14 protein-coding genes are annotated in these 23,416 nt (G+C 36.8%); 7 read left to right on the forward strand and 7 right to left on the reverse strand.

What is annotated here, in order from left to right; all coding sequences use genetic code 11:
• The first annotated feature begins 6 nt into the window (after positions 1-6).
• From purL to ACSVH7_RS05555, 3 genes are all read left to right on the forward strand, one after another.
• Positions 7-3,723: a phosphoribosylformylglycinamidine synthase gene (gene purL / locus ACSVH7_RS05545; RefSeq protein WP_438065697.1), complete on the forward strand. Its 3,717-nt coding sequence runs from the start codon at positions 7-9 to the stop codon at positions 3,721-3,723.
• A 445-nt stretch (positions 3,724-4,168) separates the two neighbouring features.
• The gene (locus ACSVH7_RS05550) at positions 4,169-4,369 is read left to right on the forward strand and encodes a hypothetical protein (protein ID WP_438065698.1); all 201 of its coding nucleotides are present in this window, start codon (positions 4,169-4,171) and stop codon (positions 4,367-4,369) included.
• A 288-nt stretch (positions 4,370-4,657) separates the two neighbouring features.
• Positions 4,658-6,439 (forward strand): AMP-dependent synthetase/ligase, encoded by a 1,782-nt coding sequence (locus tag ACSVH7_RS05555; RefSeq protein ID WP_438065699.1) that lies wholly within the window; start codon positions 4,658-4,660, stop codon positions 6,437-6,439.
• A gap of 72 nt (positions 6,440-6,511) precedes the next feature.
• Here the strand turns inward: ACSVH7_RS05555 and ACSVH7_RS05560 are convergent, their stop codons facing one another.
• A complete protein-coding gene (locus ACSVH7_RS05560; protein WP_438065700.1) occupies positions 6,512-7,720 on the reverse strand; it encodes an anhydro-N-acetylmuramic acid kinase in 1,209 nt (402 codons plus the stop codon).
• 624 nt (positions 7,721-8,344) lie between these two features.
• Here ACSVH7_RS05560 and ACSVH7_RS05565 point away from each other — a divergent pair.
• Both ACSVH7_RS05565 and katG read left to right on the forward strand, forming a co-directional pair.
• Entirely contained in the window at positions 8,345-10,276 is a 1,932-nt protein-coding gene (locus tag ACSVH7_RS05565) for an amino acid permease (protein WP_438065701.1), read from the forward strand.
• A 234-nt stretch (positions 10,277-10,510) separates the two neighbouring features.
• Positions 10,511-12,733 (forward strand): catalase/peroxidase HPI, encoded by a 2,223-nt coding sequence (gene katG, locus ACSVH7_RS05570; RefSeq protein ID WP_438065702.1) that lies wholly within the window; start codon positions 10,511-10,513, stop codon positions 12,731-12,733.
• A gap of 74 nt (positions 12,734-12,807) precedes the next feature.
• On the opposite strand, the gene tpiA is transcribed toward katG, so the two are convergent.
• The 6 genes from tpiA to ACSVH7_RS05600 form a co-directional block, all read right to left on the reverse strand.
• A complete protein-coding gene (tpiA, locus tag ACSVH7_RS05575) occupies positions 12,808-13,560 on the reverse strand; it encodes a triose-phosphate isomerase (protein WP_438065703.1) in 753 nt (250 codons plus the stop codon).
• Positions 13,561-13,590: 30 nt separating this feature from the next.
• Positions 13,591-14,085 carry a TlpA family protein disulfide reductase gene (locus ACSVH7_RS05580; RefSeq protein WP_438065704.1) on the reverse strand — a complete coding sequence of 165 codons (495 nt, stop codon included), beginning with the start codon at positions 14,083-14,085 and terminating at the stop codon, positions 13,591-13,593.
• A 314-nt stretch (positions 14,086-14,399) separates the two neighbouring features.
• Positions 14,400-15,500: a BT_3928 family protein gene (locus tag ACSVH7_RS05585; protein ID WP_438065705.1), complete on the reverse strand. Its 1,101-nt coding sequence runs from the start codon at positions 15,498-15,500 to the stop codon at positions 14,400-14,402.
• A 167-nt stretch (positions 15,501-15,667) separates the two neighbouring features.
• Positions 15,668-16,894: an RsmB/NOP family class I SAM-dependent RNA methyltransferase gene (locus tag ACSVH7_RS05590; RefSeq protein WP_438065706.1), complete on the reverse strand. Its 1,227-nt coding sequence runs from the start codon at positions 16,892-16,894 to the stop codon at positions 15,668-15,670.
• A 206-nt stretch (positions 16,895-17,100) separates the two neighbouring features.
• The gene (locus ACSVH7_RS05595) at positions 17,101-19,062 is read right to left on the reverse strand and encodes a KUP/HAK/KT family potassium transporter (RefSeq protein ID WP_438065707.1); all 1,962 of its coding nucleotides are present in this window, start codon (positions 19,060-19,062) and stop codon (positions 17,101-17,103) included.
• Between the two features lie 118 nt (positions 19,063-19,180).
• A complete protein-coding gene (locus ACSVH7_RS05600) occupies positions 19,181-20,332 on the reverse strand; it encodes a hypothetical protein (protein WP_438065708.1) in 1,152 nt (383 codons plus the stop codon).
• A 116-nt stretch (positions 20,333-20,448) separates the two neighbouring features.
• Here ACSVH7_RS05600 and ACSVH7_RS05605 point away from each other — a divergent pair, with 116 nt between their 5' ends.
• Together ACSVH7_RS05605 and ACSVH7_RS05610 are read left to right on the forward strand one after the other, a co-directional pair.
• Positions 20,449-21,504 carry an oxidoreductase gene (locus ACSVH7_RS05605; RefSeq protein WP_438065709.1) on the forward strand — a complete coding sequence of 352 codons (1,056 nt, stop codon included), beginning with the start codon at positions 20,449-20,451 and terminating at the stop codon, positions 21,502-21,504.
• A gap of 355 nt (positions 21,505-21,859) precedes the next feature.
• Positions 21,860-23,392 (forward strand): glycoside hydrolase family 10 protein, encoded by a 1,533-nt coding sequence (locus ACSVH7_RS05610; protein ID WP_438065710.1) that lies wholly within the window; start codon positions 21,860-21,862, stop codon positions 23,390-23,392.
• The last annotated feature ends 24 nt before the right edge of the window (positions 23,393-23,416 follow it).

Raw genomic sequence — 23,416 nt, forward strand, 5'->3', positions numbered from 1 at the left:
ACAACAATGATTCATTTCTTTGAAAACCAAAGTAACACTGTTTTTGCCGTACACACGCAGAACACATTGAGCGAAGTCGAAATGTCGGCTCAAGACATCTCAAAACTCAACTGGCTATTTGCTGATGCCTCTAAAATAGAAAAATCCGTTTTGTCGGATTTTTTTGTTGGTCCTCGCGCCACTATGATTACGCCTTGGAGTACCAATGCAGTAGAAATCACTCAAAATATGGGAATTTCTGGTATCATCAGAATCGAGGAATTTCAACGTGTTACCGAAGATTTTTCGGATTTTGACCCAATGCTTTCGCAAAAATTTAGCGAACTCAACCAAGATATTTTCACCATTAATATCCAACCGGAACCTATTTTAGAAATCGATGATATTGAAGCGTATAATCAATCCGAAGGATTAGCATTAAGCCCAGAAGAAGTGGAGTATCTTTCTGATTTAGCCACTAAATTAGGTAGAAAATTAACTGACTCTGAGATTTTTGCGTTCTCGCAAGCCAATTCAGAGCACTGTCGTCACAAAATTTTCAACGGAACTTTTGTAATTGATGGCGAAGAAAAACCGACTTCCCTTTTCAAATTAATTAAGAAAACGTCAGAAACGAATCCAAACGATATTGTTTCTGCCTATAAAGATAATGTGGCTTTTGTAAAAGGACCAAAAGTGACACAATTTGCACCAAAAAGTGCTGACAAGCCTGATTTTTACGAAGAAAAAGAATTTGAATCCGTACTTTCCTTAAAAGCAGAAACCCACAACTTCCCTACTACTGTGGAGCCTTTCAACGGAGCTGCAACAGGTTCAGGTGGAGAAATTCGCGACCGTTTGGCAGGTGGACAAGGTTCGTTGCCATTAGCAGGAACAGCGGTTTATATGACTTCCTATTCTCGTTTAACCTCCTTCGACTCCGCTCAGGATGACAGACCTTGGGAAAAAGGAATGGCCGAAAGACCTTGGTTGTACCAAACACCAATGGATATTTTGATTAAAGCATCCAATGGAGCTTCTGATTTTGGAAATAAATTTGGACAACCGTTGATTACAGGTTCTGTTTTGACTTTCGAACACGAAGAAAACAACCGCAAAGTGGGTTACGATAAAGTAATCATGCAGGCGGGTGGCATTGGTTACGGAAAATTAGATCAAGCGATAAAAAAGAAACCTACCGCTGGCGATAAAATCGTTATTTTGGGTGGAGAAAACTATAGAATTGGAATGGGTGGTGCTGCGGTTTCTTCAGCTGATACAGGTGCTTTTGGCTCAGGAATTGAGTTGAACGCCGTACAACGTTCTAATCCTGAAATGCAAAAACGTGCTGCAAATGCCATTCGTGGACTAGTAGAAAGTGACCACAACCCTATCGTATCTATTCACGACCACGGTGCGGGTGGACACCTCAACTGTCTTTCGGAATTGGTGGAAGAAACAGGTGGTTTGATTGATTTGGATAAACTTCCAGTAGGTGACCCAACGCTTTCTGCTAAGGAAATCATTGGTAACGAATCGCAAGAACGTATGGGATTGGTGATTGGTGAAAAGGATATGGACACCTTACAACGCATTGCCGATAGAGAACGCTCTCCAATGTACCAAGTGGGTGACGTGACAAACGATCATCGTTTTACATTCGAATCCAAATCAACTGGTTTGAAACCTATGGATTATGCTTTGGAAGATTTCTTTGGAAGCTCTCCAAAAACCGTAATGACCGACAAAAAAGTAGCCGTAAATTACTCGGAACTTAATTATACTACTGAAAATATCCCGAACTATCTTAGTCAAGTACTGCAATTAGAAGCGGTTGCTTGTAAAGACTGGTTAACGAATAAAGTAGACCGTTGTGTGGGAGGTCGCGTAGCCAAACAACAATGTGCTGGTCCGTTGCAATTACCTTTAAACAATGTTGGAGTGATGGCTCTAGATTTTAAAGGCAAAGAAGGAATTGCTACCACTGTAGGTCACTCGCCAGTAGCTTCGTTAATTGACCCTGTAGCGGGAACAAGAACCGCTATTGCAGAAGCTCTATCTAATATCGTTTGGGCTCCTTTAAAAGACGGTTTACAATCGGTTTCTTTATCGGCCAACTGGATGTGGGCTTGTAAAAACGAAGGCGAAGATGCTCGTTTGTACGAAGCAGTGCAAGCGTGTTCTGATTTTGCTATCGAATTAGGAATCAATATCCCAACGGGTAAAGATTCACTTTCTATGAAACAAAAATATCCTAACGACGAAGTAATAGCACCAGGAACAGTGATTATTTCGGCAGCAGGAAATTGTACCAATATCACCAAAGTTGTAGAACCTGTTTTACAACGCAATGGTGGCAGCATTTACTATTTAAACTTATCTCAAGATAGTTTCAAATTGGGAGGTTCTTCGTTTGCTCAAATTTTGAACAAAGTAGGAACTGATGTGCCAAGCATTACCGATGCAGCTTATTTTAAAACCGCTTTCAATACCTTACAAGACGCTATCAAAAACCGCCAAATTAAAGCGGGTCACGACGTAGGTAGCGGTGGTTTGATTACTACTTTGTTAGAGCTTTCGTTTGCCCAAGTAGACTTAGGTGCTACGTATGACTTGAGCGTTCTTGGCGAAGCCGATACCGTAAAAACATTATTCAATGAAAACATTGCTGTGGTTTTCCAAGCCGATGCAGCCATTGAAGCCCTTTTTGCCGCTCAAAATATTGAAATTTTCAAAATTGGAACCGTTACCGAAGGAGATTTGGTGACCATCAAAAACAATGCAGATACGTTTACTTTTAATGTAAATGAAACAAGAGATACTTGGTTTAAAACGTCTTATTTATTAGACGCTAAGCAATCTCGTAACGGAATGGCTGAAGCACGTTATGCGAACTACAAAAACCAACCGTTAGACTATCAATTCCCAGCACACTTTACAGGTAAAGCAGCTGTCATTTCGAGCGCAGTCGGTGTCACTTCGAGCGCAGTCGAGAAGCCAAAAGCAGCCATTATCCGTGAAAAAGGAAGTAATTCCGAGCGTGAAATGGCCAACGCTATGTTCTTGGCTGGTTTTGATGTGAAAGATGTACACATGACCGATTTAATTTCAGGTCGTGAGACGCTGGAAGACATTCAGTTTATTGGTGCTGTGGGTGGTTTCTCTAACTCGGATGTTTTAGGCTCTGCCAAAGGTTGGGCAGGTGCTTTCTTGTACAACGAAAAAGCCAATACGGCTTTGAAAAATTTCTTCAAACGCGAAGACACTTTATCTGTGGGGATTTGCAACGGTTGTCAGTTGTGGATGGAATTAGAATTAATCAATCCAGAACACAAAGTTCACGGAAAAATGCACCACAATACTTCGAACAAACACGAGAGTATCTTTACCTCTGTAAAAGTGCAAAAAAACAACTCGGTAATGCTTTCTAGCTTAGAAGGTGCTACATTGGGAGTTTGGGTGTCGCACGGCGAAGGAAAATTCCATTTACCAGAACAAGAAGCGAATTATAACATCGTTGCAAAATATGGTTACCAAGGCTATCCTTCTAACCCAAATGGTTCGGATTACAATACTGCCATGATGTGTGATACTACTGGTCGTCACTTGGTGATGATGCCGCATATTGAGCGTTCTATTTTCCCTTGGAACTGGGCACATTACCCAGACAACGGGCAAAAAGATGAAGTTTCACCTTGGTTAGAAGCTTTTGTAAACGCTAGAAAATGGATTGAAAAACAATAAACATTTTTTACTTTCTGTAAAAAGCTCATTCTACTAGGAATGAGCTTTTTTTATCAAAAGTTGAAATGATAATGACAACAAAAAAGAAACCATAATTCCTCATAGCCCCGATGGCAGTGGCATCCTTTGCCGACGGGGTTCGGCGGGAAAGATAAAACGAACAGCGGGACCTGTGACAATAAGAATACCTTTTGTTGCTGCTCCTTACAAATACTAAAAAAATAATACATTAATCCAAGCACGCCCCTTGCTCAAAATCTACCCTAATAACTAAACTAACCTACTTATGAAAAAACAATCTTTATGGCTTATGGCACTTTTGATTAGTGCAAGCACGACTTTTGCTTAAATTAAAACGACAAAAATCAAGAATAAAAACACCGAACATTACATTACTACCATTATCAATTACCCTATTACGAGACTTTATTCGGTGTAAAAACAAGTGGACCCCATAACGGTTCTTAATACCGATGGAACGGGAATAATACAAAATGAGGATTCGGTAAAAGAACCGATTGTTTGGGATATAGAATGTTCTGAATCTGGAATTCCAATTTTTAAAGAAGGATTTGATAGCGCAGCCTATTCGTTTTGGTACAAAAAAGCGAAGGCTACCAAGGAGGTAGAATGGACGTACCAATAGTTTAGGATTCATTTCAATAAAATGAAAATGTTTATTGCTGGCGAACGCTCCAAAGAATTTACCAAGGAGGAGTTGAAAAGGCAAAAGCCAACTCTCTGAAAATCGTTTGTTTAAGATTTTTTGATAAAAAAAAATAAAAAATGTGTTTAAACAGACAAAAATACCAACTACATGAAATCGATTTCGCTGAATAACAACTAATTAGTATTCAGAGTGATAATTAGTTTTTAAAATTCTGAAAGTATAAACATTTTTTATTTAATTTGCACCAAATTCAATTTATTACTAATGGTAAATATCACACGTCTTTTTGATTTTCCTTACTATCAATTAGAAAAATTCAACTCAATTCCTGATGCCTTGGTTACCAAGCGAAATGGAGTTTGGATTAAAACCTCTACAGAAGAATATATCGCGAAATCGAATGCCATATCAAGAGCATTACTTCGAATGGGAATTCAAAAAAATGACAAAATTGCCATTATATCTTCTAATAACAGAACTGAATGGCATATCATGGATATTGGTGCTCTTCAGATTGGAGCGCAAACTGTACCGATTTATCCCACCATCGCAGAAGAAGATTATGAATACATATTGAATCATTCAGAGTCTAAATATTGTTTTGTATCGGATGTAGAAGTGTACACAAAACTAAAAAACATACAAGCCAATGTGCCTGGGTTGAAGGAAGTCTATGCTTTTAATGAAATTGAAGGATGCCAAAATTGGACTAAATTACTAGATTTGGGAATTGACGCTAGCAACCAAGATGAAGTGGAACAATGCAAATCTAGCGTTAAGGAATCGGATCTTGCAACTATAATTTACACTTCTGGAACCACAGGAAAACCGAAAGGGGTGATGCTTTCGCATCAAAATATTGTTTCTGATGTACTGAATAGTGCCCCACGAGTACCCTTTGAAGCTGGAAAAAATACCGCTTTGAGCTTCTTACCCATCTGCCATATTTTTGAACGCATGATTTTGTATTTGTACCAATATTGTGGTGTTTCAGTTTATTTTGGAGAATCTATCGAAAAAATCAGTGACAATCTTAAAGAGGTACGCCCTAACGTAATCACAGCTGTTCCGCGCTTATTAGAAAAAGTATACGATAAAATCTATGCTAAGGGAGCTGAATTAACCGGAGTAAAAAAAGCTTTGTTTTTCTGGGCTATCAATCTTGGATTACATTATGCGCCTTATGGAGCGAATGGTTTTTGGTATGAATTTCAATTAAAAATTGCTCGCAAATTAATTTTCAGTAAATGGAAAGAAGGCTTAGGGGGTAATTTAGATTTAATGGTATCGGGTAGTGCTGCCTTACAACCCCGCTTATCTCGAATATTTGCTGCTGCCGAAATTCCAGTGATGGAAGGCTACGGCTTAACCGAAACTTCGCCTGTAATTTCAGTTAACGACATGAGAAACAAAGGCTTCAAAGTAGGAACTGTTGGTAGAGTCATCCAAAACGTAGAAGTGAAAATTGCCGAAGATGGAGAAATACTTTGCAAAGGCCCTAATGTGATGATGGGATACTACAAAGACCCTGAAAAAACAGCAGAAGTGCTATCAGATGGCTACTTTCATACTGGAGATATTGGAAATATAGACGCAGAGGGGTTCTTGAAAATTACAGACCGAAAAAAAGAAATGTTTAAAACTTCAGGTGGAAAATATATTGCACCTCAGATGATAGAAAACACCATGAAACAATCTCGTTTTATTGAGCAAATTATGGTGATTGGTGATGGCGAAAAGATGCCAGCTGCTTTTATTCAGCCTAGCTTTGAATTCATCAAAGAATGGGAAAAACTGCACGATATTGAAGTAGGAAAAACGAATGAAGAGATTGTTTCTCATCCAAAAGTTATCGCTAGAATTCAAGAAGAAGTGGACCGCCTGAATGCAAAATTTGGAAATTGGGAAAAAATAAAACGATTTGAATTAACACCCGATATATGGTCTATTGATGGCGGACAATTGACCCCCACGCTTAAATTAAAACGTAAAGTAGTATTAGAAAAATACCATCATTTATACCAAAAAATATACGGCCAATCCTAAATAACCGTAAGCCACAAAAGTCCTGAACGATCGTTCAGGACTTTTTGTTGTTATAAAGTCTATGGAATGAGCTTACTTTGGAAATGATATTTTACCGAATGAGGCATAAGGAATATGAGGATTCACCCTCTCTGTAGTGTTGTTTCCAACAATAGTTTCATTAGCTAAGAGTGCGAAAAGAAGGGCTTCTTTTGCATCGCTGTCAATTCCTAATTCTTCAGTAGTTTTTACCGGAAACAAAAGCAATGCCTCCAAATGCTCCATTAACAGTGAATTATGCACCCCTCCACCGGAAACATAAATTATAAGATTTTCTGGAGTACAAAAATTTTCGTTGCTTACTTTTATAATGGCATCCGCTATCGTTTCTGCGGTAAACCTGTTGAGTGTAGCTAAAACATCTTCAACAGCTAGAGTGGTATTAGCTGTAGCTTCAAGACACGCATACAGATAGTCAAGAGGAAACAGCTCTGGCCCAGTACTTTTCGGAAAAGGAGTCTCAAAAAAAGGATGAGATTTTAAAGCCTGTAGCAATGGAATGTTAATTTTTCCAGACTTTGCGAGAGCAGCATCTTTATCATACGCTAAATCTGGAAAATGCAATCGGGTGAAGGCATCCATCAAAGTGTTTCCTGTTCCCGTATCTGTAACAAAAACAGCATCAAAATGGCCTGAATCAGGTAAAAAAGTAAAATTTGAAATCCCCCCAATATTTAGCAAAATTCTATTTTCTGCCGTTGTACTAAACAAAAAGTAATCACCATAAACAGCCAAAGGCGCCCCTTCTCCTCCAACGGCAAGATGCTTTTGACGAAAATCGGATACCGTAATGCAATTTGTTGTAACCGCTACATGATCCCCATCTCCGATTTGCAAGGTGGCATTTGGAAATTTGGTCAAACCATGCATCGCTTTAGGGGCATGAAAAACAGTTTGCCCGTGAGAGGCAATAAGGTCAACTTCAGAAGTCGCTACTTGCCATTTAGACAAGCATTGTAACACCATGGTGCCATGAAGTATCCCAACATATTCATGCAACACAGCGAGCTGTTGAAAGTCAATTGTTTTTTGGGCAAATACCTTTCGAATTTCACTTTTAACATCCTCAGCGTAAGGAATAGTCTCAAAATGTACCAATCTTACTTTCGAATTTGTCCCATGACCCGCAATTTTACAATAAGCTACATCTAATCCATCAAGTGAGGTCCCAGACATCAATCCTACTATATTACGCTCAGACTTTTGAGCAATTTGTGTAAGTGCGATTAGATTCGTATTCATGTGTTCCTTTAAATTTAAACTTCAAAAATAGCACAAAATAAATACAGAAATAGAGAAATACTACGATATAAAGTCAAAAGAAACTTTAAAAAAATAACATTCCATCCTTATGGATTAAAATAATTAAAAACACAAATACCTCGGCGAAAAAATGAAGATAATAGTGGGCAACAATCCGTAAATTTTCCTCTTAAAAATTTTATTTTAGAAAGTATTTTAATTTAAAACGGTAGGAATCGCACTTTTTTCATTTCATTTTTAGCATTTTATATTAAGAAATAGAATACTAAAACTAGATTAAAGTCTATTAATAAACATTTATCACATAAATTTTACTAAAAAAATGTAGAATAACAAGATTGATAATTAGTATATTACTATTTTTACGGCCTTTGTAAAACTAAGGTTAATTAATCTTAAAATAAAAAAAATGTTTTTCTTTGTTAAGTCGGTTTTTTATTTATATTTGACTTTTTTAACATAATAAAAAGCATAATTTTTATTTATTATTTGTTTTAAGGATAAATAAATTTTAAAAATATCAAATTTTAAAAGCTAGTTTTTTTCTTTAAATCATAAGTTACAATTCAATCATACCCTAACAATACAGTTAAAACTTTAAAAATGGCATTAAAAGGTTTATTTAGAAAAAAAACAGTACAGGATATTCTGAAACAAGTTGAAAAAAACAATTTGGAGGGACATGAAGCTTTAGGAAAACACTTAACCGCTCGAGATCTTACTGCTTTTGGAATAGCCGCTATTGTTGGTGCTGGTATTTTTAGCACCATTGGAAAAGCAAGTGCAGATGGAGGACCTGCAGTGATCTTTTTATTCATTTTTACGGCAGTCGCTTGTAGTTTTGCTGCTTTTGCGTACGCAGAATTTGCTTCGATGGTTCCTGTTTCTGGTAGTGCTTACACCTATTCTTATGTTGCTTTCGGAGAAATCATCGCTTGGATTATCGGATGGGCCTTAATTATGGAATATGCGGTAGGAAACATAACAGTGGCTATTTCATGGAGCGATTATTTTACAGGACTATTGCAGAGCGGAGGAATCACCTTACCGCAATGGGTACAAATGGATTATTTGACCGCTTCCAATGGGTTCAAAGAAGCAACCGCACTAATGCAAGGAGGAAAATCATTTGAAAATTTAGAAACAGCAACTCAAAACGCTTATACAGCCTGGACTACTTCACCAACACTAGGAAATTTTCATGTAGTGGCTGACTTACCTGCTTTGTTAATTATTGTGTTAATTACAGCCTTAGTATATCGCGGCATGAAAGAATCAAGAAATGCTAGTAATTTAATGGTAGCCATCAAAGTGTGTGTGGTACTATTAGTAATTGCTGTAGGTGTTTTTTATATCGATGTTGACAATTGGAGTCCATTTGCTCCCAACGGAGTTTCAGGGGTTTTAAAAGGAGTTTCTGCTGTTTTCTTCGCATATATTGGCTTTGATGCCATTTCCACCACAGCGGAAGAGTGCAAAGACCCACAACGCGATTTACCAAAAGGAATGATGTGGGCCATTATCATTTGTACCATATTATATATTGCCATCGCACTAGTACTTACCGGTATGGTGTCTTATAACCAATTAAATGTTGGAGACCCATTAGCGTTTGTATTTGATAAATTAAATTTAAAATGGCTATCAGGAATTATTGCCGTATCAGCGGTAGTGGCCATGGCTAGTGTATTATTAGTGTTTCAAATGGGGCAACCCCGTATTTGGATGAGTATGAGTAGAGATGGTCTTTTGCCTAAGAAATTTTCAACGGTTCATCCTAAATTCAAAACACCTTCTTTTGCTACTATTGTTACAGGATTTGTAGTGGCGGTGCCTGCGCTTTTTTTAAACTTGACCATGGTGACAGATTTGTGTAGTATTGGTACTTTATTTGCCTTTGTTTTAGTTTGTGCAGGAGTTTTATCATTACAAAACAAAACAGACATCCCTAGGGGTAAATTCAAAACACCCTACATCAATTCAAAGTTTATCATGCCGATGCTTATGATGGTAGGGTTGATATTTGCTTTTGGATTTAATAACAAAGCGACCATGGATTTTATTACGAATGAAACCCAAGTAAATGACCCTTCCTCTATAGTAACCTCCTTAAACAAAGAAGAAAGCCAAAAAGTTTTAGAATATTTGATAGCGATCGAAGGAAAAAACGCTGCAGAAACTTCGCCTGACTTAGAAAATTTATTAAGCAAACACGCTCAGGATGAGGCCGCTTATGCAAAAATAGTAGCCGGTTTACCTGTTGAGCATAGCATTAAATATGAAAGCGGTTTTACGTTATTCAAACATAAAATTCCAATGTGGATCTTTTTGTTTTCGTTAATTGGACTAGCCATTTGGGCTTACAAAGAAAATTTATCTTTAATTCCGCTGCTGGGCTTAATCTGTTGTTTGTATATGATGGCAGAATTAAGTGTTTGGAATTGGATTTATTTTGGAATTTGGTTACTCATGGGATTAGTGATTTATTTTAGCTACAGCAAAAAAAATAGCAAATTAAACCACCTTAAACTTTAAGAAAAATTTAATAGCACCTACAAGCCTCTTAGTCAACCTAAGAGGCTTTTTTTTGCAGCTGCATTTCGTGAAAACCATTCTTTAACCATTTCGTTATCATTTATTTAACAATATTTTCATATATTTAGGCATAATAATTCACGCTTACTTGATAGTTTTTATCTATTGTGTTTTTATTTACAACAGTCAAAAACATGGTAAATTAGCAAGAGTAAGTAATTTAAAAAACAACGTATGGAAAGTAACAGTAATGCATCAAGTGGAAGTGGAAAATGTCCATTTTCAAGTGGCACGCCAATGAAAAGTGCTGGAAAAGGAACCAATAATCGTGATTGGTGGCCTAACCAATTGAATTTATCCATTCTTCGTCAACATTCCGCCTTATCGAATCCGATGGGAGATAATTTTAATTACAAAGCGGCATTCAATAGTCTCGATTTAAAAGAAGTTAAAAAAGACCTTTTTGAGATAATGACCAACTCACAAGAATGGTGGCCAGCTGATTATGGTCATTATGGTCCTTTCTTTATTCGTATGGCTTGGCATAGCGCGGGAACATACCGAACAGCTGATGGCCGCGGTGGAGCTGCATCAGGCACACAGCGATTTGCACCATTAAATAGCTGGCCGGATAATGGTAATTTAGATAAAGCGCGCTTATTACTTTGGCCCGTCAAACAAAAATACGGACGCTCCCTTTCATGGGCCGATTTAATGATTTTAGCCGGAAATTGTGCTTTAGAATCGATGGGGCTTCAAACCTTCGGTTTTGGAGGTGGTAGAGAAGATGTTTGGGAACCTGAAGAAGATATCTACTGGGGTTCCGAAGGAAAATGGTTAGAAGACCAACGTTATTCTGGCGATAGAGAATTAGAAAACCCACTAGCTGCTGTGCAAATGGGGCTAATATACGTAAATCCCGAGGGACCTAATGGAAATCCAGATCCGTTGGCTTCTGCAAAAGACATTAGAGAGACCTTCGCACGAATGGCTATGAATGATGAAGAAACCGTTGCCTTAGTGGCGGGTGGACATACTTTTGGAAAAGCTCATGGAGCGGCAGACCCTAGTATTTATGTGGGGCCAGAACCTGCCGGAGCATCAATTGAGGAGCAAAGTTTAGGTTGGAAAAATTCATTTGGTACAGGCACAGGAGATCATACGATCACTAGCGGCATTGAAGGTGCATGGACGCCAAACCCTACACAATGGGATAACGATTACTTCAATGTGTTATTAGGTTACGAATGGGAACTCACAAAAAGCCCTGCGGGAGCACACCAATGGACACCAACGGCAGCATCTAATGCTAAAATGGCTCCAGCTGCAGGAGACGCGACCAAACAGCAAAGATTGATGATGACAACGGCTGACATGGCCTTAAAAGTAGACCCTGCTTACGCAAAAATATCCCGCAGATTTCACGAAAATCATGAAGAGTTTGCAGCAATCTTCGCCCGCGCTTGGTTCAAACTAACCCATCGAGATATGGGACCTATTGCAAGATATTTAGGACCGGAAGTGCCACAAGAAGAACTTATTTGGCAAGATCCTATTCCAACGACCACTAGTCCAAGCATTGATGCAAATGATTATAAGGTGTTACAAACAAAAATAGCCAATTCTGGATTATCAATATCCGAATTAGTAACTACAGCCTGGGCTTCGGCTTCCACATTCAGAGGGTCTGACAAACGAGGAGGTGCCAACGGTGCTCGTATCCGATTAGCCCCTCAAAAAGATTGGGAAGTCAACAATCCTGCTCAATTATCTAAAGTTCTTTCGATACTTGAATCCATTCAACAGGAATTCAACCAAGCGCAATCAAATGGCAAAAATGTTTCTATAGCGGATTTAATTGTGATTGGAGGAAATGTTGGTGTTGAAAAAGCTGCACAAAATGCAGGAATATCAGTTACCGTTCCATTTGTTCCAGGAAGAACAGATGCCTCCCAAGAACTTACTGATGTGGATTCGTTCGCGGTATTAGAACCACTAGCAGACGGATTTAGAAATTACACCAAAACAAAATTAAGCATATCCGAAGAAGAAATGCTAGTAGATCGAGCCCAATTATTAACTTTGACCGCACCTGAAATGACGGTTTTAATTGGTGGACTGCGAGTGCTAGATACGAATTTCAATCATGCCAAACATGGCGTATTCACTCATAACCCTGAAACATTAACTAATGATTTTTTTGTAAATCTTATCGATTTTAGCACTACTTGGAAAGCTAGCTCAGATTCAGATACTGTATTTGAAGGACGCCATAGAACTACAGGAACACTAAAATGGACGGGGACAAGAGTGGATTTAATATTTGGATCAAATTCTGAGTTAAGAGCCATTGCGGAGGTTTATGCTTGTGCAGATGCTAAAGAAAAATTTGTAACAGACTTCATTGCGGCATGGACAAAAGTAATGAATGCGGATCGTTACGATTGCATCCACTAACAACATGTATATTAAAAAAAAAAGCAGACTATCAAAAATGAGATAGTCTGCTTTTTTATTTTAAAAAAAGTGCTTTAAATAGCCGAGATAATCGAAACAAAATCAGAGGCATTCAAAGCGGCTCCGCCAATTAAACCACCGTCCACATCAGGTTTAGAAAAAATTTCTTTGGCATTATCTGGTTTTACACTGCCACCATACAAAATAGTTAAATCCTCAGCGATAGCACTTGTGAATGCTTTTCTAACGGTTTCTCTAATAAATTCATGCATTTCCTGCGCTTGTTCTGGTGAAGCGGTCTCCCCTGTACCAATAGCCCATACTGGCTCGTAAGCTAAGACTACTTTTTCAAAGTCAGCCGCAGCAATGTGAAACAAACCATCCTTTAATTGGTTTTCAACGATATTGAAATGATTCCCAGATTGACGGTCTTTCAATTCTTCACCAAAGCAAAAAATAACCGTCATGTCATGTTCTAAAGCCGTGTTTACTTTACTAGCAATCAAGGCATCTGTTTCGTTAAAAATAGCTCTTCGTTCTGAATGTCCCAAAATAACATAATTCACTCCAACACTTTTGATCATATCCGCAGAAATTTCTCCTGTAAACGCGCCACTTTCCGCTTGATGTAGATTTTGAGCAGCTACTTCTATCGCAGCACCTTCTAATTGAGTAACTGCAGCAGCCAAATTGATATAGGTAGGAGCAACAATAACTTGTGCCTCAGTAGTAGTAGGTATTTTAGATAATAAATCAGCTAATAATTCTTGAGTTTGAGTAGCATTTTTATGCATTTTCCAGTTTCCAGCAACAATCTTCTTTCTCATATGTTTGTTTATTAAGGTTTGAATATAAATTTATTGTAAAGTATTTAAAGAGGATTCTATCAGTTGAAAATCAGTTTCAATAGCACGATATTGTACTATTTTGCCTTTTTTATCAATGATAATATACCTTGGAATCCAATCCAAGTCTATGGCTTTAGCAAAAACACCCTTCATTTGATCATTAGCCATATAGTGATCTCCAACCAATTCGTGCTTTTGAACGCCTGCCTTCCATTTGTCAACCGTTTTATCCATAGAGATAAAAACGTAATCTACAGCAGTATATTTCGATTGTAATTCTTTCATTTTTGGCATTGCTTTTACACAATCGCCACACCAAGAGGCCCACACCTCAATCACTAGAGTTTTTCCTTTATGTTTTTTTAAAACATCTTTAAAAGACACTTGTTGGTCATTGAGAGCTAGCAATTTTTCATTTAAGGCAACCGCTGAAAATTCTTTTTTTTGAGCTTGAGAGCATGAAAAAGTAACAAAAGCGATAAAAAAGACAACTATTTTATTCATTAGTAAGGTTTTTTGGTTTGTTACAAATTTAAAGAAACTATTTCACCTATAGTAGCATTGCTTTTATAGTTTCGTTGTTTTTTTGTTAAAAAACAAATAAATAACGTTTTCGTTAATAAATAAGTCCAACCTAAACCGAACCTTCAAGGGTAGTTTTCGGTAAAGTAAACCAGGAAATAGGAGCCGCTTTCTCAAAAAAAATGCGCCTAAATAACTCTAGACGCATGGAAAACTTTATTCAAATAGGGTACGATACTCTAATCAAATTACTGGCACTGCTACGAAGTAATTTGCAAGTGTACAATTTTCAAATACTACAAATTTAAATCCTCAATATCATTATAATGTACCTTTTGCAGTACGACAGCCTTGGATACCAAAACAATACTAGGATTAGCACGTTCCACTGTTTTTAAGGCAATTCCATCACAAAAATAAAAATCAAAGCCAAGACCAAATTGTTGTTTGGCTGCAGCTATTTGTTCAGGGGAAGAGGCCGTTAATCCAATTACAGTATACCCCTTTGTCAAAGCTTTTTGATGTAATGCGGCTAACTTTTTCATACCCGCTACATCAGCACTTTCTAGGTCATAAGCCACGACTAACAGTAATTTAGATTCACTTAAAAAACGGTCTTTAAAATCTTCTCCGTCTTTTTCCATTGTGAAATCATGTATCGGAGGCACATAACCCTCAGTAATCACTTTATCAATTCGATCAACAAATACAGCTCCTGCAGGGATTTGCATTAGATTTTTTTCGGTAAACTCTTTCTTAACGCCGTTAACATTATAAATAAACACCATTTCGACAACACTTTTGGGTGCATTGTTTGGAATTTCCATTCCTTCAAGAATATTGGCGCCCACTTTAAAAGGCCTAAAATCCTTCAAAGGCAAATGATGTAAAACCCAATAACCCATAAAACAACAAAGTACGAAAGACAGCAATACTATACTCTTTTGAACCCCCACCCCAAACAAGGGACGAATGCCATTTTGATTGAAATACAATATCAAAATAAAAACTAGTAAAACAATGTCCTTAGCAAAAGTTTCCCAAGGTTTTAATTTTAAAGCATCGCCAAAACAGCCACAATCTTTTACCACATCAAAATAGGCAGAATAAAACGTTAGAAACGTAAAAACAACTATTAAACCTAACAGACTCCAAATAGTAACTTTAACTTGAAAACCAAGTAGCAACATAACTCCTAAAACCACTTCTAATACCACTAAAAACAAAGCGATTGCCAATGCAAATGGAGCTAAAAAGGGTACATTAAAAACAGCCTCACTAAAATATTCTACTAATTTATAGGAAAAACCTAAAGGATCATTGAGCTTAATCAATCCAGAAATAATAAATAAAGTCCCCACAAAAAGTCGAGAAAAATGAGTAAGTAATTGTCGCATAGTTAAATTTATTGTTTAAAATATTGGATTAAAAAGTAAGCATTCCTTACCAAAGAATCAAAAAAATATAAGTTAAAACTACCAAAAAAAACTCAAAAAAAACAGTCAAATAAATAGTTTCATTTGACTGTCTGTATTGGGTATTTTAGGTAAAGTGTATCGAAAAGCTATTGCAGCGCATTCTCTTTACGTTCTAAAAGCGCCATATAAAATCCATCAAAACCGGATTCAGAGGCTAAAATTTTATGATCTTTTATAAAAGTAAATTCCTGACCAATATCGGTTGTTAAAAATCGTTTAACTTGTTCTTGATTCTCAGAAGGTAGAATAGAGCACGTAGCATACACCAATTTTCCACCGGGTTTTACAATTTTGGAATAACTCTCTAATACTTCTGCTTGTACTTTTCTAATATTATCAATGAATTCAGGTTGCAATTTCCATTTTGAATCCGGATTTCTTTTCAAAACACCAAGACCACTACAAGGAGCATCAATCAACACTCTATCCGCTTTTTGATGCAGCTTTTTAATCACTTTAGTAGAATCAATGATGCGATATTCTATATTGAAAGCACTGTCACGTTTGGCTCTTATTTTCAATTGTTTGAGTTTGCTTTCATACAAATCCATAGCAATTAATTGCCCTTTATTTTCCATTAATGCGGCTATGTGCAGCGTTTTCCCACCTGCACCTGCACAAGTATCCACTACTCGCATGCCTGGTTTAACGTCTAAAAAAGAAGCGACTAATTGTGAATTTGCATCTTGTACTTCAAACAATCCTTGTTTGAAAGCATCGGTTAAAAACACGTTAGCCCTTTCTCGCAATACCAATGCCTGAGGTTGATCTGGCAATGTATCGGTTGCTATGTTCAAATCCATCAAAATGGCACGTAAAGCTTCTCTATTGGTCTTCAAAGTATTCACTCGGAGCACCACTTTTGCAGGTTGATTTTGAGCCGAAATTTCTTTAGACCAAACTTTTTCTCCTAATTCTTTTACGCCAATTTCATCCATCCAATCAGGGATAGATTCTTTGAAGGTTCTTATTTTTGAAAGTTCATCAAACCTTCCTTTTATTTTACGTTCCGGTGTCCCTTCCAACTGTCTCCAATCAGGAATCGGATACCCTCTTAACACTGCCCAAACTGCAAAAATTCTCCATAAATTATCGCGATCAAATGGCTCCTTAACTTCCGCAATTTCGGCATACAAACGTTTCCATCGCACAATTTCATAGATGGTTTCAGCAACAAATTTTCTGTCGGAACTTCCCCAACGTTTGTCTTTTTTTAAAGACCTAGCAACGACTTTATCCGCATATTCCCCCTCATTGAAAATTGCATTTAAAGCATCTATCGTCGTGTAAACTAAATTTCTGTGTAATCTCATTTTAAATAATTGAACCGCAAAGGTACTATTTATTGCTTGAATGTTAAATTTTTAGAACGGATTGTTCTTTGATAATTTAAAAAGCAAAAAAAAACACTGCCTAAACAGTGCTTTTATATAAATACAAGTAGTGTAGCATCAATTACTAATCACCCAAAAATGAGGTATTAACTTATTTTGCATCAGTAACCACAATAGTTAATGACTTATTTAATTCTAGTTAATCCTAAACTTTCGGGAGCATGAAGAACCATTGGAAATTTTTCAATTTTAACCGAACTACTATCCAATCCGAAAGCACTTTCTTCTGACAAACTCAGTTTTTTAATTAAAAAATAAGAATTCATGACTAATTTTTCATGCCATAACAAGTCGGAATCATTGGATAAAAACTTTTCTGAAAGCACAAATTTAAAATCTCCCACTATATTGTTTTTATTGAGGGACTCATAACGGCTAGTGACATCAACTTCCCCTTTTTTAACCATATCAATAATTACTTCACGAAACATCAAATTAATTTTGGTAGGCTCTCTAAAACCTAAATTAAAATCGATTCGATAAAGATCATCCTTTACAATTTCTGTTACTTTATATTCTTTTTTGTAAGGCTCATTCAAAACATTGACATGGACAAACCAGTAAATATCGGCTCGTTTAGGCCTTTTTTGAAGAATGGAATAGGTTACTTTTTCTTCTATTTCATCTACCCTACCAGCGTTTGTCATATAAATTAAATGGGTTGCATATTTAGGAATCGTTAAATCATTACTCAACTCCACCAATACTTTTTTGAAATTCTCGATTTTAACTATTTTGGTGTAAATTTTATTAATTTTTTTAGCCAAATACCATATCGTCATTATTGTAATTAAAATAATAGCAATAAACAAAGTAACATAACCTCCCTCAGAAAACTTGGTAATATTAGCGGCTAAAAAACTTAATTCAATGATTAAATACAGCGTGATCAACGGCACAAAGAAATACCATTTTACACGTTTCATAATCAGGTAATAATTGAGCAGAATTGTTGTCATTATCATACACAACACGATGGCCAATCCATAAGCATGCTCCATATTACTGGATTCTCTAAAGTGCAACACAATACCAATACAACCCACCAATAACAACCAATTTATGGATGGAATATAGAGTTGACCTTTCAATTCCGTAGGGTATTTGATTCGTACTTTAGGCCAAAAATTCAAACGCATCGCTTCATTGATTAGTGTAAAAGAACCACTAATTAACGCTTGAGAAGCAATCACTGCAGCCAAGGTTGCGATAACAATACCAAACGGTTGGAACCAATTTGGCATGATTAAATAGAAAGGATTCCCATTATTACCACCCAAAGATTGCAATGTTTCGCCGCCACGATTGATCAAATAAGCTGCCTGACCAAAATAGTTTAACATCAAGGCAGTCTTCACAAAAATCCAGCTAATCCGGATATTCTTTCTCCCGCAATGCCCCATATCCGAGTACAAAGCCTCTGCTCCTGTCGTACACAAGAATACAAAGCCTAAAACAAAAAATCCCTCGGGATGAATCGTTAATAAATTATAAGCATAATAAGGATTGATCGCCTTAAAAACCTCAGGATGATAACTAATTTGAATAGATCCTAATATTGCCAACATACTGAACCAAATAGTCATCATAGGGGCAAAAAACTTACCTACTAATTTAGTCCCAAACTGCTGAATAGTAAAAAGCATTACTAAAATAGCGATCACAATCGGAACGGTATTGATTTCGGGATTAAATGTTTTGATTCCTTCTACAGCAGAGGATACGGAAATGGGTGGGGTAATAATTCCATCTGCTAAAAGGGCACTACCCCCAATAATCGCAGGAACAATGAGCCATTTAATTTTGGTTTTCTTAACCAAAGCATAGAGCGCGAAAATCCCCCCCTCTCCATGATTATCGGCACTTAAGGTTAAAATAACATATTTTAAAGTCGTTTGAAGTGTCAAAGTCCAAAAAACACAACTAACCCCTCCTAGAACTACCTCGGGATCGATGACATGATCCCCAAGTATGGCTTTCATTACATATAAAGGTGAAGTCCCAATATCACCATAAATTATCCCTAGAGAAATTAATAAACCACTGAATGTTAATTTACTATGCAGGTCTTTGTGCGTTGCGCTCATGAAAAAAAATTATAAAACTGCACCAAATTTAGTCTTTTAAAATTTATTTAAGAATTTATTTTATATAAATAAGAAAAAAACACGGCCTATTTGCCGTGCTTCTTACCTGCTAAATAGACTAAATTCGTCTATTCCCAACACTGCTGTGTCGGTTCTCATTAGAGGATCTCTCGGATTTTAGATACCCTCTGTTTTCTGCGGCATTACTCCCCTCCCCTCGGGAACGCCGCTCACTTGTCACTTCATAACGCACTCTAGGTGCTATTGATTCGGGAGCAGGGACGCTCCTCCTAGTCGCAGCCTCTTGATAGATGCGTTGGCTTGAAACATCGTTTGCTAAGTCTGCCTGTTTATTTGTATTCTTCGTGTTGGAATAGCCATTTGAATAATCATAATCAGTACTGGCGCCATCTCCTTGCATGTTATAATCGGGTTGATACTTATTTTTAACGCGATTCGAGGAACGATTTTCTGTATACTTAGCACCCGAATTCTTCTGATATTCATTATCATCTACCCTACGATTCGCTTTTTTACCCTCTAAATCATAGCGATTAGCCACAGAGCTATTACGTTTCGAAAAAGAATGATCAGGATATCGTTTTTCGTAGTCATTTTGACGGTTAGCAGCACAAATAGTTGGTGCGTAGTAACTCTTTCTATAACTCACATAATGGTAATAATTATGAACATCTATGCAATTTGCGACATTGCTTCGGTAGTGGTAAATCGGAGTTGGACGCCAAGAAACATAATAGGAAGGGTAATAATTCCAATTCCAAGAGGAGCAATAAGGGCGATAACGATTACTATAAAAGGAAGCATAAATAGCCGGTGTGCTGTAGTAAACGGGTTCATAAATAAAATTAGGACCATACATAAACACATCTCCCACGATTTGTATACTCAAAGTATTGTTTCGTTTTCTTTCAATATCAAGAGTCGCTACATCCTGAAATCTATGGCGACCCAAAACCGCTTGAATGACCACAACATGGGTAGCTCCTTCTACAGATTCTACCACCCTCAAATAGTCCACCTGATTATCATAGTTAAGATCTAAATTAGAAATTTGCCTTCTAGGATCGTTTAATCTCCTCTCGAAATCTTGAATAGTTGTGGATTCTCCAAAAACAGAGGCCACCGCTTTTAAATCTAAATTATCACTAATTTCATCATTCGGAATTGAAATCGTTGTTCGGTTTTGAGCTGAAGCGAATTCGGAATAAGCTATGCTAAGCAAAGCGACTACAAGTAATTTGGTTTTCATCGCACATCGGTTTTAAAGTTATTCCTACCACAAACCAATTACTGTGCCAGAAGCGTCTATTTTTCAATGGAGATTGTTTATAAAATCGTATTTTCGCTTGCACAAATTGCAAACAAATGAAAGCAAAAACCATAATATATTTGTCATTCAGTCTATTATATTGCATTTTTAGTAATGCGCAAAAAAAGCACACGCAAACGATTTCTTATCAAAAAACAAAAATCGACACTCTTTTAGAAGATAAAATTAATATACGGACCTTAAATATCGACGCAAATAAAATTTGGTTCGCTGCTGACAAAAACAGATATGGCTATTATGATCTAGTAAAAAAAGAAAGCCATATAAAAACGATTGATCATTCTAAAACACTTGAATTTCGAAGTTCAGCAATAACACCAAATCATTTTTTAGTTTTATCAACCGCTAGCCCAGCTTTGATGTACCAAATCGATAAAGATAATGGAGCGACAAAATTGGTATTTCAAAACCACCATGAAAAAGCCTTTTATGATAGTCTTCAGTTTTGGAACGAAAAAGAAGGAATTGCAGTAGGCGACCCTATCGACAATAACTTTAGTATCGTAATTACAAAAGATGGAGGAGCTACTTGGACAGAAGTACCAAAAGACAGTTTTCCTAAAAGTAAAGAAGGCGAAGGAGCATTTGCGGCAAGCAATACCACTATTGTTATTCAAGGAAAACATACATGGATAGTCTCAGGCGGCAAAAATGCAAGAATATTTTATTCGTCAAATAAAGGCAAATCTTGGAGAGCCTATGAAACCCCTATGATACAAGGACAAAGTATGACTGGTATTTTTAGTGCTGCTTTTTACAATTCTAAAATTGGCTGTATCGCTGGGGGAAATTACGAAATACCCAACCAAAATTTCGGCAATAAAGCCTCTACAACAACTGCTGGAAAAACATGGCAACTGATCGCTGAAAAAGAAGGACCCGGATATATTTCCTGTGTGCAATACATGCCGAAAAGCCACGGAAAAAAATTACTGACCGTTGGCGCAACTGGCATTCATTTTTCAAAAAATGGAGGTGAATCATGGCAACAAATTAGCAAAGACACTACTTTATTCACCCTTCGTTTTCTGAACACCAACACAGCCATTGCTGCAGGAAAAAATAAAATAATTCGCATCTTGTTTGAATGAGTTGCTTACTTGGGTTGCCCTAAGGAGATATAATTCAATAAGACCATCCATAATTCATACGAAGAAATTAAATATTGAAAATACCCTTTGCGCCCCTGCGCCTTTGCGAGCCAAATTTCACCCAAAGTCGCAGAGACGCAAAGTATAGAGGCTATAAAGGCGTTGTCTAAAAACGGGTCGCATTATGAATTTTTCAGTAAAATTTGATTGTTTCCATTAGGCTACAATTCAAGAAAAATGGTCATACCGCATTCAAAATCCCTTCAATAGGAAAACTCAAAAATAAAACTTAAACACTCCCTTACTTTCTTTGGTAAAAAAAACTATTTTTGAAGCCTATACAATCTATCGAATAATGATTAAAAATAAACTTTCGCTGCTACTGCTTAGTGCGCTTCTTACTGTTATCGGAAATGGATTCGCACAAACTAAGTCATTATATCCTAAACATGAATTTAGAGGAGTTTGGATCGCAACCGTAGTCAATATTGATTGGCCAAAAAGTGGCAATGACCCCATTGTAAAACAAAAAGAGGACTATATTAAAACCTTAGAAGCTTATCAAAAGCTGAATTTTAATGCCGTAATCGTGCAATTACGCAGTGTAGGCGATGCTTTTTACCCTTCAGAACTTGCACCTTGGTCACGATTTTTAACAGGAAAAGAAGGGGAAGCTTCGGAGGATTACAAGACCATGCTGGAATGGATGATTAGCGAAGCCCATACTCGTGGGTTTGAATTTCATGCTTGGCTTAATCCCTACCGAGCAACTTTTGATTTAAACAAAACGCAACTTAGTCCACAACACGATGTGAATAAACATCCGGAATGGATGATAAAATATGGTACCCGCTATTATTATGATCCCTCTTTACCCGAAGTACAAGAGCATCTTACGAAAATAGTAGAAGAAGTACTAGTCAATTACGATATTGATGCAATACATTTTGATGATTATTTTTACCCTTACAAAACACCCGGCGAAGTATTTAATGATGCTGAATCCTTTATGAAATATGGCAACGGAATGCTTATCGAGGATTGGAGAAGATCTAATGTAACTTCATTCGTAAAAAAAATTCATGACTTGATTCAAAACCAAAAACCTTGGGTACAATTCGGAATTAGTCCTTTTGGCGTTTGGCGCAATAAATCGGTGGACCCCAAAGGCTCTGACACCCGCTCTGGGCAAACGAATTATGATGATCTTTATGCCGATCCTTTGTTATGGATGAACAATAAATGGATTGATTATTTAGTCCCTCAACTCTATTGGAGTATCGACCATAAAACCGTTTCCTACTCAAAATTATTAAAATGGTGGACAGAAAACACCCAAGATGTTAATCTTTACATGGGTAATGCTGCGTATAAAATCAAAGCCGATTCTGATAAAAAATGGGATAATATTCACGAAATTGCCAATCAAATTGATCTTACTAGAGCCCATGAAAAAGCACAAGGAAATGTGTTCTTTAGTGCCAAATCCATCATTAATACGAATAAAGAAGTGGTAGAATTACTTCAAAACCATCAATACAAATACCCTGCTCTTCCTCCAGTACCACCTCGATTAAAGCATATTGTTATTGATACACCAGTACTTGAAAATAAGCAAAAAGACTCCGCAAATTATCACTTAACCATAAAAATGCCTTTGAATACAAAAGTGCGATATGTAATGGTTTACGGCGCGACTAATGACTCCAAAATCGACAGTAACAAACCCCAGCAAATCCTTAAAAAACAATTTGTAGCTCCCAAAACCGAAAGCATACAAATCAATATTCCTTGCAATAATTTGATTAAAATAAACACTTTTGCTATCACGTTTATTGATCTTTACGGCAATGAAAGCAAGGAATCAGTGGTAGAAATACCAAATTAATAAACGAAAAATCAAAATTAACCA

This window comes from Flavobacterium sp. TSSA_36 (assembly GCF_051547165.1).
Taxonomy (GTDB): Bacteria; Bacteroidota; Bacteroidia; order Flavobacteriales; family Flavobacteriaceae; genus Flavobacterium.